Origin of the sequence: Vibrio inusitatus (genome assembly GCA_024346935.1) — a bacterium.
Taxonomy (GTDB): Bacteria; Pseudomonadota; Gammaproteobacteria; order Enterobacterales; family Vibrionaceae; genus Vibrio; species Vibrio inusitatus.
On sequence record AP024878.1, the window covers coordinates 729,158 to 746,778 of the forward strand.

Sequence of the window (17,621 nt, forward strand, 5' to 3'; positions counted from 1 at the left end):
GCCTTGAAGCAACGCATTATTACGGCACTGATTCTCGCCCCTCTAGTCATCCTTGGGGTGTTCATGCTGCCGCTGTCGGGCTTTATGCTCATGCTCGGTTTTATTACCCTACTGGGATTGTGGGAGTGGACCCAGTTTGTAGAAATGGGCACTCGAGCTCAAAAAATGGTACTGCTTTTTGCCTCTTTTCTTATCCCATTTTTGTTTATACCAGAGAGCGTCCTCAAATTATCTGAACTAACAGGTGCGTTGCTTGTTGTTGTCGTTGGCGGTGCAATTTGGTGGCTTATTGCTAGTGTTCTGGCGATTACTCATCCTAAGTACACGGCTTCGTGGAAAGACTCCCATTTACTCCGTTTCATTTTTGGCGTTCTGACCTTAGTCCCTTTCTTTTGGAGTATCGCAGCATTGCGCGCCATCGATATCGATACCGATTTTTATTACGGTGCTAAGTTGGTGATGTATGTGTGTGCTTTAGTATGGGCCGCAGACAGTGGTGCATACTTCGCCGGTCGTAAATTTGGTAAGCATAAAATGGCACCAAACGTAAGCCCGAATAAGACGATTGAGGGACTAATTGGTGGCATCATTGTCGCTATGTTGATTGGCTGGGGTTTGACCATTTGGTTTGGTCTCGAGTTTTCTACTCCTTGGTTAATGATGCTATTGACCCTTGTCACTGTGGTTATTTCAGTACTAGGTGATCTTGTTGAGAGTATGTTTAAGCGTGTCGCTGGCATTAAAGACAGCAGCAATATTATTCCGGGCCATGGTGGGGTATTGGATCGTATCGATAGCTTAACTGCCGCGTTTCCGGTGTTTACCGTTCTTTACTTCATGTTGCAGTAAACGGCACTTGATTGGTCAATTAGCATGAAAAATATCACTATTCTAGGTGCTACCGGTTCAATCGGTAGTAGCACCCTCAAGGTTATAGCGCAAAATCCTCATCGATATCGCGTATTTGCTCTTGGTGCGGGTAGTAACCATGCTCAAATGTTTACTTTATGCCAACAATGGCAACCTAAGTATGTCGCAATGGCGGATAAAACTGCCGCTTTACGCTTACACAAAGAGCTATCTGCTATTGGCTGTAAAACTGAAGTTCTAGCTGGAGAAGAAGGGCTTTGCCAAATCGCCTCTCTAACTGAAGTTGATATGGTTATGGCAGCAATTGTTGGTGCTGCTGGTCTGTTATCTACTATGGCGGCAGTCAAGGCAGGTAAACGAGTTCTTTTAGCCAATAAAGAAGCACTGGTGATGTCTGGTCAACTGTTTGTTGATGCAGTGAAAGAGCATGGTGCGGAGCTTATGCCTGTCGATAGTGAACACAATGCTATCTTTCAATGTCTACCTCAAAGCATTCAAACTAACCTAGGACACTGCGCCCTTGATGACGCCGGTGTTCATAAGATCCTACTAACAGGCTCAGGTGGACCGTTTCGCTACAGCGATATAGACAGCTTAGTGGCAGTGACTCCAGAGCAAGCTATTGCTCACCCTAACTGGTCTATGGGACCAAAGATCTCCGTAGACTCTGCTAGCATGATGAATAAAGGCCTAGAATACATTGAGGCTCGCTGGTTGTTTAATGCCAGCAAAGAGCATCTTCAAGTGGTTATTCATCCTCAATCTGTGATTCACTCAATGGTGCAGTACGCTGACGGTTCTACGCTTGCACAAATGGGGGAGCCGGATATGTGCACGCCAATTGCCTTGACGCTTTCTTACCCAGGGCGCGTAGAAGCAGGAGTTAAGCCTCTCGACTTCACCGAGATGGGAGAGTTGACCTTTATCAAGCCTGACTTTGCTAGATATCCTTGCTTGGAACTGGCAATCGAAGCTTGTTATAGTGGGCAACATGCGACAACGGCGCTAAATGCAGCAAATGAAATTGCAGTGGACGCTTTTTTGCAACGCAAGATAGCATTTACCGATATTGCACGAGTAAATGGTGCCGTAATGAGCAAGGTTTGTGCAACTGAGCAAGCTAACCAATTGGATAGCTTGGAAAGCTTGATAGAGCTAGATAGAATGGCGCGAATTCTCGCTCGTGAGCAACTAGGTTAAGGATAGACGTAATGACCTCCATATTATGGAATTTTGCTTCATTTATTGTTGCGCTGGGCATTTTGGTCGCAGTTCATGAATATGGCCATTTTTGGGTTGCCCGTAGATGTGGAGTTAAGGTTCATAAGTTTTCTATCGGTTTTGGTAAATCTATCTGGAAAAAGATAGGTAAGACGGGAACCGAGTATTCTATTTCTGTTATCCCCCTCGGTGGCTACGTCAAGATGCTTGACGGGCGTGTAGAAGAAGTTGCCGAACATGAGCGAAACCAAGCCTTTGATAAAAAGACGCTGTGGCAGCGAAGCGCGATTGTTGCAGCAGGACCTTTTGCTAATTTTCTGTTTGCTATCTTAGCCTATTGGTTTGTGTTCCTGATTGGTATCCCAGCGGTTAAGCCGGTAATTGGTGAGGTAACTCCCAATTCTATCGTTGCCCAGGCAGGGATTCAGCAAGGTATGGAACTTAAGTCTATCGATGGCGTCCAAACCGCCGATTGGGAATCAGTTAACATGCGTTTAATTTCGCGTATTGGCGATGATCAAATGACGGTAACGGTGACTTCGCCAGAAGAAGTCGGTCAAGAACAAACTTTAGTAGTTGACCTTAACGGATGGAATTTCGATCCAGAAAAAGAGTCAGCTATGGCGACGCTAGGCTTTAGACCGTATTCGCCTGAGATTTTCATGGCATTTGCTCACGTACAAGAAGGCGGAGCTGCAGACAAAGCAGGCCTTAAGGTCGGAGATACGGTTTTATCAGTGAATGGTAACTCTGTGAGCGAGTGGCAAGATTTTGCCTCTATTATCCGCGATAATCCCGGCCTACCATTGCAGTTAGAAGTTAATCGCAATGGTATGACTGTTCCAATTACCCTTACCCCTGGAGTACGAGAAACCAGAGAGGGCGATATGGGGTTTGCTGGCGTATCACCAAAATTTGGTGAATGGCCTGAAGAGTATCGATTTGACTTGAGATTTGGTCCTGTAGAGTCGGTCGGTAAAGCGATTGAGAAAACTAAACAGGTGATCTCTCTAACGCTTAGTATGTTGAAAAAATTAGTCGTGGGTGACGTAGGATTGAACAATCTTAGTGGCCCAATATCCATAGCCAAGGGAGCTGGAGCGACAGCAGATTATGGTTTAGCTTATTTTCTTGGCTTTTTAGCATTAATAAGTATTAACCTAGGAATTATCAACTTGATGCCACTGCCTATATTGGATGGCGGACATCTGTTGTTTTTTGCGGTCGAAGCGGTGATTCGTCGCCCGGTACCAGAGAAAATTCAAGAAATGGGGTACCGCGTCGGTGGCGCAATTGTGTTTGCACTGATGTCTATCGCAATTTTAAACGATTTTATGCGACTGTAGTCCAAAGGGACTAACAGCGTATTTTTATAGGAAGTTAGAAGTCGATATGTCGCTAAAACGTATCCTGCTTACCGCGTTACTACTTGGAAGTAGTGCTGTTCACGGTGCAGAAAATTTTGTAGTTGAAGATATAAGAATCGAAGGTTTGCAGCGCGTTGCATTAGGTGCTGCACTATTGGAGATGCCTGTTCGTGTTGGTGATGACGTCACCTCAAAAGATGTATCGGACATCATTAAATCTTTATACCGCTCAGGTAACTATGAGGATGTGAAGGTGTTGCGCGATGGCGATGTATTGGTCGTGCGCGTTACCGAGCGTCCTACTATTGCGAGCGTTTCATTCTCTGGCAACAAAGCCATCGAAGAAGAGCAACTACAACAAAACCTAAATTCATCTGGTGTTCAAGTGGGTGAGGCATTAGACCGCACTGCATTGAGTACCATAGAAAAAGGGCTTGAGGACTTCTACTACAGCGTGGGCAAATACAACGCGTCTGTACAAGCTGTTGTAACGCCTCTTCCACGTAATCGTGCTGATTTGAAATTTGTCTTTTCTGAGGGCGTTTCAGCCAAGATACAACAGATCAACTTCATCGGTAACACCGTCTACACAGATAGTGAACTGCTGTCGCGCTTTAACTTAAATGTTAATGTGCCATGGTGGAACTTTATGGCTGATGATAAATACCAAAAGCAAGTACTAGCGGGTGATCTGGAAGCACTAAAATCGTATTACCTAGATCGGGGATATCTCAAATTTAAGGTCGACTCAAGCCAGGTTGCTATTTCGCCGGATAAGAAAGGGGTATACATCACTCTATTCTTGGATGAGGGTGAGCAGTACAAGGTTGAAAATGTTGAGGTGCGTGGTGAGCTGATCGGTAAACGCGATGAGTTTGAAGCGATGAACCCATTTGAGGAAGGCGATGTCTATAGCGGCGGCGCTGTTACTGGGATGGAAGAGTCCATTAAGCGAGTTTTGGGGGAGGCAGGTTATGCTTACCCTAACGTACGCACCATCCCAGAATTTGATGATGAGAACAACACCGTATCTCTAGTCGTCAACGTAGAAGCGGGCAATCGCATCTATGTTCGTGACATTCGTTTTGTTGGTAATAACATCACCAAAGACGAAGTGCTGCGCCGTGAGATGCGTCAGATGGAAGGGAGCTGGCTGAACTCGAGAAACCTAGAGACAGGTAAGACTCGTTTGAACCGCTTGGGCTTCTTTGAAACCGTTGATGTTCAGACCGTTCGAGTACCAGGCACTGCCGACCAAGTGGACGTGGTGTACTCTGTGAAAGAAGCAAACTCAGGAAGTGTTAACTTCGGTGTTGGCTATGGTACAGAATCAGGTATCAGCTTCCAGGTTGGTCTTCAGCAAGATAACTTCTTAGGTACAGGTAATCGCGTTGGCATCAACGCAATGATGAATGATTACCAGCAAAACGTTAGCTTAGAATACCGTGACCCATACTGGAACCTTGATGGTGTGAGTTTGGGCGGTAAGGTCTTCTACAATAAATTTGAAGCTTCGGAAGCAGGTATTGTTGACTATACCAACGAAAGTTATGGCGGCTCATTGACTTGGGGTTTCCCATTTGATGAATTGAACTTCTTTGAAGTGGGTATCGGTTATACGCACAACAGTTTATCCAACCTTGACCCATATGTTCAGATTGAACAATTCCTTCAATCTCAAGGCGATAACTACGATCCGCTCAATAATACGCTAGATACTGACGATTTTGATGTTTCTCTGACATGGACGCGTAATAATCTAAACCGCGGTATTTTCCCGACTTCAGGTAACCACCAACGCTTAACGGGTAAAATGACAGTTCCGGGTTCTGACGCGCAGTACTTTAAGCTACAGTATGATGCGAGACAGTACTTCCCGTTGAACCAGAAACAGACCTTTGCATTATTGCTACGTGGCCGCTTAGGTTATGGTAATGGCTACGGTCAGACAGATGGTAACGACAATCTGTTCCCATTCTACGAGAACTTCTACGCCGGTGGCTTTACTACGCTACGTGGTTTTGGATCTAACTCAGCGGGACCGAAAGCGGTATATAACGATCCAACTGGTTGTTCAGGTAATGGTGGTGGAAACAACCCATGTTACTCTGCAACAGACGAATCTGCGGGTGGTAACGCAACCATGCTAGGTAGTATAGAGTTGATTGTACCGACTCCGTTTGCGGGTGATAGCTTCCGCAATCAGATTCGTACCAGTGTCTTCTTTGATATCGCAAGTGTATGGGATACAGAGTTTACTGACGTTGCTATTGATGAGAATCTACCGGGTTCTAAGTACTACTACGACTACTCAGACCCGTTTGCATTCCGTGCTTCTGTCGGTGCAGCATTACAATGGATGTCACCGATGGGGCCTTTAGTCTTCTCATTGGCAACTCCAGTAGAAATTTATGAGGGTGACGATAAAGAGGTCTTCACCTTTACAATTGGTAGAACCTTCTAATCTTTGAGGAAAACATTTTGAAAAAACTAATTAAAGCAGCTGGCCTTAGCCTTGTAGTTCTATCTACATCTTTGGTAGCGAATGCAGCCGAAGCTGCACAGAAGGTTGCATACGTGAATACTGCTCAGATCTTCCAAGAGCTTCCTCAGCGTGAAGCCGTTCTTAAAACTCTTCAAGATGAGTTCAAGGACAAGTCTGCTGAGCTAAAAGAAATTGAAAATAAGATTAAAAGTAAAATGGACCAAGCTCGTCGTGACGGCGAACTGCTTGGTGATGATGGTGTTCGTAAGCTACAAATCGAAATCGCAGGTCTTGAAGCAGAATACAAGCTTAAAGGTCAATCTCTAGAGCGTGATGGTAAACGTCGTGAAGCTCAAGAGAAGCAAAAACTATTTAAAGTTATTCAAGATGCAATCGGTGTAGTTGCTGAGCGTGAAGGTGTTGATATGGTTGTAGATGCACAAGCTCTACAATACGCAAAACCGGAACTGGATCTTTCTCAAAAAGTAATCGACGAGCTTAAGTAATCGACTATGACAAAACTGACGCTAAAACAACTTGAATCAATCACGGGTGGCACACTGTATGGTGACCCAGATGCTACAATAGCTTCGGTAGCAGCGATGGATAAAGCAGAAGAGGGGCAAATTACCTTCCTGTCTAATCCTCGCTACAAGAAGCAATTGCCAGAGTGTAAAGCGTCAGTGGTCATGGTAAAAGAAAGTGAACGAGAGCATTGCACTGGCAATGTTCTGGTTGTCGCCGACCCTTATGTAGCCTATGCCAAGGTTGCTCAAGCATTAAATAACCCCGAAGTACCTGCCATAGGGATCTCAGCGTCGGCATCTATTGCTGATGACGTGACTTTAGGAAGCAATGTTTCTGTCGGTCCAAATGCCACGGTAGAGTCGGGCGCAGTACTGGGTGATAATGTCTGCATTGGCGCAGGTGCTTATGTAGGCAAAAACGCTAAGGTCGGTGCAGGTACGTGGCTTTGGGCTAACGCGACTCTCTATCATCATGTAGAGGTGGGCGAGCGATGTGTATTCCACTCAAGCTCTGTTATCGGCGCTGATGGCTTTGGCTACGCTAATGAACGCGGTGAGTGGATTAAGATCCCGCAAGTTGGTTCTGTAAAAATTGGCGACCGAGTTGAGATTGGAGCGAGCACTACCGTAGATAGAGGTGCCTTAGATGACACCATTATTGAAAGTAATGTGATTCTGGATAACCAACTTCAGATTGGCCACAACGTGCGTATTGATTACGGCTCTTGTATTGCTGGCGGTACTGTTGTTGGTGGTAGCACCCATATCGGCAAATATTGTATTATTGGTGGCGGCGCCGCTATCTCAGGACACTTGGAAATAGCCGACGGGACAATGATCTCAGGTCGAGCTATGATCCTTAAGAGTATCACTGAGAAAGGGGTATACTCCTCTGGCATGCCGGCACAACCTAATAGGGAGTGGCGCAAATCTGTTGCCCGCCTAAATAGGCTAGAAGACATGCTGAATCGCCTTGGCGAGATTGAAAAAAGGCTTGGCGAATAAAGTTAGCATCAAGGCCTGCAATAAGCAGGTCTTTTTAGTCTATAATTCTCAAATAAATTAAAGCGTTACATTAAAGGAACTGAACTTTGACTTCTGAAAAAAAGACCATGGATATAATGGAGATCCAATCTCTTCTTCCACACCGTTACCCGTTTCTACTTCTTGACCGAGTAACTGATTTTGAAGAAGGTAAGTACCTGATTGGTTTAAAAAACGTAAGCTTTAACGAGCCTCAGTTTCAAGGTCATTTCCCTCAATTACCTGTTTTTCCTGGGGTTCTTATCCTAGAAGCAATGGCTCAAGCAACGGGCCTACTTGCGTTTAAAACCTTTGGTGAGCCAAAGGAAAATGAATTGTATTACTTTGCTAGTGTTGATCAAGCGAAGTTCCGTAAACCTGTTAGCCCTGGTGACCAAATGATCATCGAAGTAGAGCTGTTGAAAAACCGTCGTGGTATCGCGATGTTCAACGGTGTTGCTAAAGTAGATGGTGAGGTTGTGTGTTCTGCAGAATTGAAATGTGCTCGTCGAGAATTCTAATATGATTGATCCTACTGCAAAAATTCACCCTACTGCAGTTATTGAAGGTAATGTAAAAATTGGTGCCAACACAACGGTAGGCCCGTTTACATACATCAGTGGCGATGTAGAGATTGGTGAAGACAATGAGATTATGTCTCATGTCGTAATTAAGGGTTTGACCAAGATTGGTAATGGAAACCGCGTGTTTTCTTTTGCTATTTTGGGTGAAGAAAACCAAGATAAGAAATACCAAGGCGAAGCCACGCAACTTATCGTTGGTGACCGCAATGTGATTCGTGAAAGCGTGCAAATGCACCGCGGTACGATTCAAGATAAAGGCATTACTCAAGTAGGTAGTGATAATCTATTTTGTGTAAACGCGCATATTGCACACGACTGTATGATTGGTGACAATGTTATCTTGGGTAACAATGCGACACTGGCAGGTCACGTGAAGGTACAAGATTTTGTTATCTTGACTGCCTTGGTACCTGTACATCAGTTCTGTACTCTGGGTGCACATGCCTTTGTTGGTGGTGGCTCTACTGTTGCACAAGACATACCGCCATTTGTAATGGCACAAGGCAACCACTGTAGCCCAATTGGTATCAACTCAGAGGGCATGAAGCGTCGTGGCTTTGAGAAGCAAGACATTCTTGCTGTGCGTCGTGCATTCAAAACATTGTATCGCTCAGGTCTAACGTTAGATGAAGCTAAAGTCGAGATTGCTCAATCTGCTGAGGAGTACCCAGCGGTTAAGCAGTTCTTGGATTACCTAACCAATGATGTTAACCGTGGCATCATTCGCTGATATCAGTGTTTAGTTGACCCTCTAAAAGATCGCTGTAATGGGCGGTCTTTTTGTTTATATATTTCAGGAAATACTTCAGGAGAGCCTAGAATGAGTCGACCATTACGTATCGGTGTTGTTGTCGGAGAATTGTCCGGAGACACTCTTGGCGAGGGTCTTATTAAAGGGATCCAGCAACGCTACCCTGATGCAGAATTTGTCGGTATTGCTGGGCCTAAGATGCAAGCTTTAGGTTGTCGTTCTTTGTTTGATATGGAAGAGCTTTCAGTCATGGGCTTGGTTGAGGTGTTAGGTCGATTACGTCGCATTTTGCACATTAAGAAGGAAGTGGCTAAATTCTTTAAAGAGTGGCAACCGGATGTCTTCATCGGAATCGATGCCCCTGATTTTAATCTGCGCCTTGAACTTGAACTAAAAAATGCAGGCCTTAAAACCGTACATTATGTCAGTCCTTCGGTTTGGGCATGGCGACCAAAGCGTATATTTAAGATTGATGCAGCCACAGATCTGGTCTTAGCATTCTTGCCTTTTGAAAAGGCCTTCTACGATAAATACAATGTAGCTTGTGAGTTTGTTGGACATACATTAGCCGATGCGATTCCTTTACATTCGAGTAAATCAGAGGCTCGCGAACGCTTTGGTTTGCAACAAGATAAGCGCTGGATAGCGGTTTTGCCAGGAAGTCGCCGCGGCGAGATTAAGCTAATGGCAGAAGACTTTATTAGTGGCTGTAAACTATTACAAGAAAAGTACCCAGACATAGGCTTTATTGTTTCGGCTGTAAACCCAGCAAGACGAGCGCAGTTTGAAGAAATTTGGCAACAGATAGCGCCTGAGCTGGATTTTCAAATCATAGAAGAGAATTCTGCTCGCAATATTATGGCCGCTGCTGACTATATCTTACTTGCCTGCGGTACTGCTGTACTCGAGGGTATGCTGGTCAATCGCCCAATGGTGACTGCTTATAAAGTGAACAAACTTAGTGGGTTTATCGCCAAGCGTATGATGCTTAACAAGTACTACAGTTTGCCCAATCTTCTTGCTGATGAAGAGCTTCTGAAAGAATTGATCATGGAAGAGTGTAATGCGCAGAACATCTTCGAGGCCATGCAGAATATTATTGATGGTGATACGTCTTACATGACGGATAAATTTACAGAGATGCACTCTTGGATCAAGCGTGATGCTGATACTCAGGCAGCTACCGCAGTATTGAATTTGATAGGCAAGTAATATGGTTAAAGCAAAAGTAGAATTACCAGCGTTTGAATATCCGCAAGGGTATGAATTATTTGCTGGTGTGGATGAGGTTGGGCGAGGGCCATTAGTCGGTGATGTGGTTACCGCTGCCGTGATCCTCGACCCTAATAACCCTATTCAAGGTTTAACCGACTCAAAGGCCTTGTCTGAGAAAAAACGATTGGCGCTCTTTCCTGAGATAAAAGAAAAAGCATTAGCTTGGTCTGTTGGTCGCTGTTCGCCAGAAGAAATCGACCAGCTCAATATTCTTCATGCGACGATGTTGGCCATGACACGAGCCATTGAAGGTCTTTCTGTGCAACCTGACTTTGCCTTGATTGACGGTAATAGGGTTCCCGATCTGGCTATGCCAGGGCTGGCAGTGGTTAAAGGTGACTTAAGGGTTGCTGAGATTAGTGCCGCTTCTATCCTTGCTAAGGTAGTGCGCGATGAAGAAATGGTCGAGCTTGATAAGAAGCACCCTGAATTTGGTTTTGCAAAGCACAAAGGCTATCCGACTAAGGCACATTTTGATGCTATTGAGCAACATGGTGTGATTGCAGAGCATAGAAAGAGTTTTAAACCCGTTAAACGAGCTTTGGGCTTAGATTAATCCCAACTCAACATAACTTAATCCTAAAATTTGCATTCCTTCTCCCAAATAGAGATTAATGGACTAACGGAACAACAGAGTAATTATGACAGAGCCTAGGTTTATACATTTACGCGTCCACAGTGACTTTTCCATGGTAGATGGCTTGTCTAAAGTGCCACCTTTGGTCAAGAAGGTAGCTGAACTAGGCATGCCTGCAATGGCGCTTACGGATTTCACTAACCTTTGTGGTTTGGTGAAATTTTATAACACCGCGCATGGCTCTGGCGTTAAACCCATTATTGGTGCTGACTTCACAATGCAGTCGGACGAGTTTGGTGATGAACTCACACGTCTAACGGTTCTTGCTACTAACAATCAAGGCTATAAAAACCTGACCTTGTTGATATCAAAGGCTTATCTCAGAGGGCATATTCAGCACCAACCCGTCATTGATAAGGCGTGGCTTGCTGAACTAAATGAAGGGTTAATAATCCTTTCAGGTGGTAAAAGTGGCGAAGTGGGTAAGGCATTACTAAAGGGAAATCATGACCTTGCTGAGCAAAGCGTTGGTTTTTATCAGCAGCATTTTCCAGAACGATTTTATTTGGAATTGACGCGAACAGGTCGCGTTGATGAAGAAAGCTACCTCCATTTTGCTCTTGAATGCGCAGATCAATATCAGTTGCCTGTTGTAGCAACCAATGAAGTGGTCTTTGTTAATCAAGACCAATTTGATGCTCATGAAATACGTGTCGCTATTCATGATGGTTATACGCTAGAAGACCCTCGTCGCCCTAAAAACTACAGCGCTCAGCAATATCTTCGTACCGAAGAAGAGATGTGTGAACTCTTCTCCGACATTCCAGAAGCATTGCAAAATAGTGTGGAAATCGCCAAGCGTTGTAACGTTACGGTGCGTCTTGGAGAGTATTTCCTACCGAACTTTCCAACGGGTGATTTGACCATTGAAGACTTCTTGGTTCACAAGTCCCAAGAAGGACTTGAAGAGCGCCTAGAGTTTCTATTTCCTGACCCGACTATCCGCCAACAAAAGCGCCCGGAATATGATGAGCGTCTGCAGATTGAACTCGACGTTGTCAACCAGATGGGTTTCCCTGGTTATTTCTTGATCGTAATGGAGTTTATCCAATGGTCTAAGGATAATGATATTCCTGTCGGTCCTGGTCGTGGTTCAGGTGCTGGTTCATTGGTGGCTTATGCTCTAAAGATCACCGATCTTGATCCCTTGGAGTACGACTTACTGTTTGAGCGATTCTTGAACCCTGAGCGTGTCTCAATGCCTGATTTCGATATCGATTTCTGCATGGATAAACGCGATCAGGTAATTGACCATGTCGCTGAGTTGTATGGACGAGATGCGGTATCGCAGATTATTACCTTTGGTACTATGGCTGCAAAAGCGGTTATCCGCGATGTAGGTCGTGTGCTAGGTCACCCGTATGGATTTGTTGATAGAATCTCTAAGTTGGTACCGCCAGATCCTGGTATGACACTCGCTAAAGCTTTTGATGCTGAGCCGCAAATGGGTGAATTGTACGAAGCGGATGAGGAGGTAAAAGACCTTATCGACATGTGTCGTATCCTTGAGGGTTGTACTCGTAACGCCGGTAAGCACGCTGGTGGTGTAGTTATCTCACCAACCACAATCACTGACTTTGCGCCTATCTACGCAGATGCTGAGGGGCAGTTCCCTGTTACTCAGTTCGATAAGAATGACGTAGAAACCGCAGGCTTGGTGAAGTTCGACTTCTTGGGTTTGCGTACACTGACTATTATCGACTGGGCTCTTGGGTTAGTGAACCCACGCTTAGAGCAAAGTGGTCAACAACCTATTCGTATAGAGTCAATTCCATTAGACGATCAGGCCTCGTTTAGGCTGCTGCAGAACTCCGAAACAACAGCGGTATTCCAGCTAGAATCCAGAGGTATGAAAGACCTTATCAAGCGTCTTCAACCAGATTGTTTTGAAGATATCATCGCATTGGTGGCGTTGTTCCGTCCCGGTCCACTGCAATCGGGAATGGTAGATAACTTTATCGATCGTAAGCACGGCCGTGAGGCCATCTCTTACCCAGATGAAACTTGGCAACATGAATCACTAAAAGAAACACTTGATCCAACTTACGGCATCATTCTCTATCAAGAGCAGGTCATGCAGATCGCACAGATCTTGTCAGGCTATACGCTAGGTGGAGCAGATATGCTTCGTCGTGCGATGGGTAAGAAAAAACCTGAGGAGATGGAGAAGCAACGATCTATTTTCAAAGAAGGTGCAGAGAACAACGGTGTTGATGGCGAGTTGTCGATGAAAATCTTCGACTTGGTAGAGAAGTTTGCAGGCTACGGCTTTAACAAGTCGCACTCAGCCGCTTACGCTCTGGTGTCTTATCAGACTCTGTGGCTGAAAACCCATTATCCGGCAGAGTTCATGGCCGCAGTAATGACTGCCGATATGGACAACACCGAAAAAGTCGTTGGGCTTGTCGATGAGTGTATTCGTATGGGGCTCAAACTGCTTCCTCCGGATGTTAACTCAGGCCTTTATCGCTTCAATGTCGATGATACTGGAGCCATTGTATATGGTATCGGTGCTATCAAAGGTGTGGGTGAAGGTCCTATTGAAAGTATCATCGAAGCTCGTAATAAAGACGGACACTTTAAAGACCTGTTCGATTTCTGTGCTCGTATCGATCTTAAAAAATGTAATAAACGTGTCATTGAAAAGCTTATACAGGCTGGTGCACTCGACCGATTAGGACCACACAGAGCGGCTATGATGGCTTCGGTGGATGCTGCAGTGAAAGCTGCAGGTCAATACCATCAAGCTGAGGCTTTTGGTCAAAGTGACATGTTTGGTGTATTAACCGATACTCACTCTGATGTTGAGCAGGCATACGCCCAAGTACCTGAGTGGCCAGAAAAGGTATGGCTAGAAGGGGAGCGCGAAACCCTTGGCCTATATCTAACGGGACATCCAATAAATCTGTATCTTCGTGAGTTGGCCAAATACACCAGTTGCCGATTGAACAATGCAACGCCTACACGGCGAGATCAGTCGGTTACCTTAGCGGGACTTGTTATTGCGGCTAAAGTAATGACAACTAAGCGAGGAACGCGTATCGGTATTCTCTCTCTTGATGACCGTTCAGGCCGAATGGAGGTGATGCTTTTCTCAGATGTGTTAGAAAAGTATGCAGAATTGCTAGAAAAAGATAGAATTGTAGTGGTTTCTGGACAGGTCAGCTTTGATGATTTCAATGGTGGCCTTAAAATGACGGCGCGTGAGTTGATGGATCTTGGCCATGCTCGCGAAAAATACGCCTCAGGACTCAGTATTTCGATATCTGAGTCTCAAATCGATGCCCAGTTCTTCGAACGCTTTAGTCGAGTGTTGGAACCGCATCGCGCTGGTACTATTCCAGTCAATATTTATTATCAACGTAGCGACGCAAGAGCTAAGCTCTCTTTGGGAGTGGAATGGAGAGTTACGCCAACCGATACGTTGATTGACGATTTAAAGCAGTTGCTTGGTAATGACCAAGTGGAACTCGAATTTAACTGATGACAGAACACGCTGTCTTCAGCTCAATGAATGAAGGAATGCTAGATGAGTTTGAACTTTCTAGAGTTTGAAAAGCCAATTGCAGAGCTAGAAGCAAAGATTGAAGCCCTGCGCGATGTAAGTCTACACGGTGGAGAAGAGGGAGTTGATCTGGATAAGGAGATTATTTCTCTTGAAAAGAAGAGCCTAGAACTGAAGAAAAAAATCTTTGGTGACTTAGGTGCATGGCAAGTAGCTCAGCTAGCTCGCCATCCGCTTCGTCCTTACACTTATGACTACATTGAGAACGTGTTCACTGAGTTCGATGAACTGTGTGGTGATCGTACGTTTGCTGATGATAAGGCTATTGTTGGTGGTATGGCTCGTCTAGATGGCCGCCCTGTGATGATAATCGGTCATCAAAAAGGTCGTGAAACCAAAGAGAAAGTTATCCGTAACTTTGGTATGCCTAAACCAGAAGGCTACCGCAAGGCATTGCGCCTGATGGAAATGGCTGAGCGCTTCAAAATGCCAATCATTACTTTTATCGATACCGCGGGTGCATACCCTGGTGTTGGTGCAGAAGAGCGTGGTCAATCTGAAGCTATCGCAACTAACCTAAAAGTGATGGCAGGCTTAACAGTACCAGTTATCTGTAACGTTGTTGGTGAAGGGGGCTCTGGTGGCGCTCTTGCTATTGGCGTGGGTGACTATGTCAACATGCTTGAATACTCAACCTACTCGGTTATATCTCCTGAAGGCTGTGCTTCAATTCTATGGCGTGATTCAGACAAAGCACCACAAGCTGCTGAAGCTATGGGCCTAGTGGCTCCTCGCTTGAAAGAGCTAGGTTTGATTGATGAGATCATTTCTGAGCCTCTAGGTGGTGCACATCGTGATCCTGTTCATACTGCTGAAAATGTGAAGAGCACACTGATTGCTCAGCTTAAAGAGCTCGAAGGCAAAAATAATGAAGAGCTTCTAGAGCGTCGTTATGACCGTTTAATGAGTTACGGTTATTGCTAATCTAGGCAACTAGATAACGAATGATTTATTGTTAAAGGTGAGCTTGGCTCACCTTTTTTGATTGTGTTTATACCAATTACACTAAGTAAGTGATCAGAAATAGCGTAGGAAAAATGCTCGAGAACAAGGCAGAATTTTTCGATAAATAGTTATTCTACAATCAAAAATTCTAACGTCGTTATCGAACATTTTAACAAGCTAGAATGACCCGTTATTTAGTACGATGGGTATTGCTAAGGAATACCGTGAAGTCTGTTATTGAAATCTTTTCAGATGTGACCAATGCTTGTCTTACTGAGGATGCTAGCCGACTGGTGCTGGCGTTGAGTGGCGGCTTAGACTCTAGAGTGATGCTAGAGTGCTTATCTCATTATCAATTGCAGAATCCAACACTCGAAGTTCGTGCGGTACATGTTCATCATGGATTGAGTCACAACGCTGACCATTGGGTGGAACAGTGCCGGTTATGGTGTGAAGAAGCCAACATCTCTTTTTATGTTGAATTTGCCAGTCTAGACGTTAATAGCAAGCAAAGCCTTGAAGCTCAAGCGAGAGAAGCACGCTATGCCTTGTTGTCTAAACACCTCAACAAGAATGACTTACTTCTTACGGCTCAGCATGTAGATGACCAGTTAGAGACTCTGCTGTTGGCACTTAAACGTGGCAGTGGACCCCGGGGTTTGGCTGCAATGGGGGCGAAATCAGCCTTTGGTGAAGCTGTATTAGTGCGACCCTTTTTATCGTTGAAGAGAGAGGCGTTAGAAGCTTTTGCCAAGCAACAACAACTTGAATGGGTAGAAGATGAAAGTAACCAAGATACGCAATTTGATCGAAACTTTCTTCGACACCAAGTCATTCCTGTTCTATCTGCGCGTTGGCCTGAAATACAAGCTGCTGCATTGCGAAGTGCACAACTTTGTTTTGAACAAGAGCAGCTATTAGATGAGCTTTTAGAACCGCATTATCAAAGCGCTCTTAATATCGATGATAGCCTGAATGCGGACGTTTTATCCAAGCTATCCGATGCTATACGCAATCGCCTGTTGCGGCGTTGGTTTGCGCAATATGGCTTACCTATGCCAGGCAAGAAACAACTAGGATTGATTTACCAAGAGGTAATACAGGCGTCACAAGATGCCAATCCTAAATTAATTATCGGTAAAGTGAGCGTAAGGCGCTTCCAAAAAAGCCTATTTCTTATTGAACAGAGCAAGGAAGCACCGTATTGGCAATCCGCTATTGTTATAGATACAGCTATAGAGTTGCCTAACGGCTTAGGTCTTGTAGAGATTAGTAGTCATAGTCATAGTCATAGTCATAGCGGTTTGCTTGTGCGAGCACCGAAGCTAGACGAAAAAGTATGGGTTCAGTTTAATCCAGGAGGTTTAACGGCTCACCCCGAAGAGCGCTCTGGGAGTCGAAAACTAAAAAAACTGTTTCAGGAGTATCAAATTCCGCCTTGGAAACGATCGCAGACGCCGATTTTGATGTATAACGAAGAGGTAGTTGCGGTCGGCGATTCATTTGTATGCAGAGGTTATACTGGCTCAAGTCACCGTTTTAATTGGAAGAAACATAATTAACAAGGAGTAATTATGAAGAAGACTCTCATTGTTGCGGCTCTATTAACGTCGTTGGTAGGAGTAACAGCACAGGCAGCTGATGTTGAAGCAGGTAAAGCAAAAGCGAAAATTTGCGCTGCTTGTCATGGTGCTGACGGCAAGGCTGCTATTGATGGCTATCCTAACTTGAATGGTCAAAATGCTAAATATATCGTGACTTCTCTGAAAGCGTACAAGGCGAAGCAACGCAATGGCGGTCTGGCGGCCGTGATGCAGGCGCAAGCGTCGATGCTAAGCGATCAAGATATGGAGAATCTTGCGGCTTATTATTCTTCGATGAAATAATAGCAACACTTTTTACTCTCTTAAGCTCAAGAATGCGCAATTCCTATATGGTAATTTGGTGGAAATCGTTGATAATACTTGGACTTGTCATAGGCTTGACCAAATTAGGGAGTAGGAATGAAAAAGATTGAAGCGATCATTAAACCTTTTAAACTTGATGATGTGCGCGAGGCGCTAGCTGAAGTTGGAATTACAGGGATGACGGTTTCTGAAGTGAAAGGCTTCGGTCGTCAAAAAGGCCACACTGAGCTTTATCGTGGAGCTGAGTATATGGTCGACTTTCTTCCTAAGGTTAAGCTGGAAATTGTTGTATCAGAAGATGTTGCAGCGCAATGCATTGATACGATTGTTGAAACCGCTCAAACAGGTAAAATTGGCGACGGCAAAATCTTCGTGACTGGCGTAGAGCGTGTTGTTCGTATCCGTACCGGCGAAGAAGACGAAGACGCGATTTAATCTCGCTACAAAAGTACTGTAAGCCCTCG

Annotated in this window: 15 protein-coding genes; all 15 read left to right on the forward strand. The window is 44.8% G+C overall.

The window, feature by feature from the left end:
* The first annotated feature begins 3 nt into the window (after positions 1 to 3).
* Positions 4 to 849 (forward strand): phosphatidate cytidylyltransferase, encoded by an 846-nt coding sequence (locus OCU48_RS03425; protein WP_141343721.1) that lies wholly within the window; start codon positions 4 to 6, stop codon positions 847 to 849.
* A gap of 24 nt (positions 850 to 873) precedes the next feature.
* On the forward strand, positions 874 to 2,070 hold the full coding sequence (gene ispC / locus OCU48_RS03430) for a 1-deoxy-D-xylulose-5-phosphate reductoisomerase (RefSeq protein ID WP_141343722.1): 1,197 nt from the start codon (positions 874 to 876) through the stop codon (positions 2,068 to 2,070).
* Between the two features lie 11 nt (positions 2,071 to 2,081).
* A complete protein-coding gene (gene rseP / locus OCU48_RS03435) occupies positions 2,082 to 3,437 on the forward strand; it encodes a sigma E protease regulator RseP (protein ID WP_141343723.1) in 1,356 nt (451 codons plus the stop codon).
* A gap of 46 nt (positions 3,438 to 3,483) precedes the next feature.
* Positions 3,484 to 5,922 carry an outer membrane protein assembly factor BamA gene (gene bamA / locus OCU48_RS03440; protein WP_141343724.1) on the forward strand — a complete coding sequence of 813 codons (2,439 nt, stop codon included), beginning with the start codon at positions 3,484 to 3,486 and terminating at the stop codon, positions 5,920 to 5,922.
* A 17-nt stretch (positions 5,923 to 5,939) separates the two neighbouring features.
* On the forward strand, positions 5,940 to 6,449 hold the full coding sequence (locus tag OCU48_RS03445) for an OmpH family outer membrane protein (RefSeq protein ID WP_141343725.1): 510 nt from the start codon (positions 5,940 to 5,942) through the stop codon (positions 6,447 to 6,449).
* A gap of 6 nt (positions 6,450 to 6,455) precedes the next feature.
* On the forward strand, positions 6,456 to 7,475 hold the full coding sequence (gene lpxD, locus OCU48_RS03450; RefSeq protein WP_141343726.1) for a UDP-3-O-(3-hydroxymyristoyl)glucosamine N-acyltransferase: 1,020 nt from the start codon (positions 6,456 to 6,458) through the stop codon (positions 7,473 to 7,475).
* 107 nt (positions 7,476 to 7,582) lie between these two features.
* A complete protein-coding gene (fabZ, locus tag OCU48_RS03455) occupies positions 7,583 to 8,014 on the forward strand; it encodes a 3-hydroxyacyl-ACP dehydratase FabZ (protein ID WP_186811078.1) in 432 nt (143 codons plus the stop codon).
* Position 8,015: 1 nt separating this feature from the next.
* Complete coding sequence (lpxA, locus tag OCU48_RS03460; protein WP_141343727.1) at positions 8,016 to 8,807, forward strand: acyl-ACP--UDP-N-acetylglucosamine O-acyltransferase; 792 nt, start codon at positions 8,016 to 8,018, stop codon at positions 8,805 to 8,807.
* A 90-nt stretch (positions 8,808 to 8,897) separates the two neighbouring features.
* Positions 8,898 to 10,040 (forward strand): lipid-A-disaccharide synthase, encoded by a 1,143-nt coding sequence (gene lpxB, locus OCU48_RS03465; RefSeq protein ID WP_141343728.1) that lies wholly within the window; start codon positions 8,898 to 8,900, stop codon positions 10,038 to 10,040.
* A gap of 1 nt (position 10,041) precedes the next feature.
* The gene (gene rnhB / locus OCU48_RS03470; protein ID WP_141343729.1) at positions 10,042 to 10,659 is read left to right on the forward strand and encodes a ribonuclease HII; all 618 of its coding nucleotides are present in this window, start codon (positions 10,042 to 10,044) and stop codon (positions 10,657 to 10,659) included.
* An 85-nt stretch (positions 10,660 to 10,744) separates the two neighbouring features.
* Positions 10,745 to 14,224 (forward strand): DNA polymerase III subunit alpha, encoded by a 3,480-nt coding sequence (gene dnaE, locus OCU48_RS03475; RefSeq protein WP_141343730.1) that lies wholly within the window; start codon positions 10,745 to 10,747, stop codon positions 14,222 to 14,224.
* A 45-nt stretch (positions 14,225 to 14,269) separates the two neighbouring features.
* Complete coding sequence (accA, locus tag OCU48_RS03480) at positions 14,270 to 15,229, forward strand: acetyl-CoA carboxylase carboxyl transferase subunit alpha (protein WP_141343731.1); 960 nt, start codon at positions 14,270 to 14,272, stop codon at positions 15,227 to 15,229.
* 245 nt (positions 15,230 to 15,474) lie between these two features.
* Positions 15,475 to 16,812 (forward strand): tRNA lysidine(34) synthetase TilS, encoded by a 1,338-nt coding sequence (gene tilS / locus OCU48_RS03485; protein ID WP_141343732.1) that lies wholly within the window; start codon positions 15,475 to 15,477, stop codon positions 16,810 to 16,812.
* A 12-nt stretch (positions 16,813 to 16,824) separates the two neighbouring features.
* Entirely contained in the window at positions 16,825 to 17,136 is a 312-nt protein-coding gene (locus OCU48_RS03490; RefSeq protein WP_141343733.1) for a c-type cytochrome, read from the forward strand.
* Between the two features lie 117 nt (positions 17,137 to 17,253).
* A complete protein-coding gene (gene glnB, locus OCU48_RS03495) occupies positions 17,254 to 17,592 on the forward strand; it encodes a nitrogen regulatory protein P-II (RefSeq protein WP_141343734.1) in 339 nt (112 codons plus the stop codon).
* Positions 17,593 to 17,621: the final 29 nt, after the last annotated feature.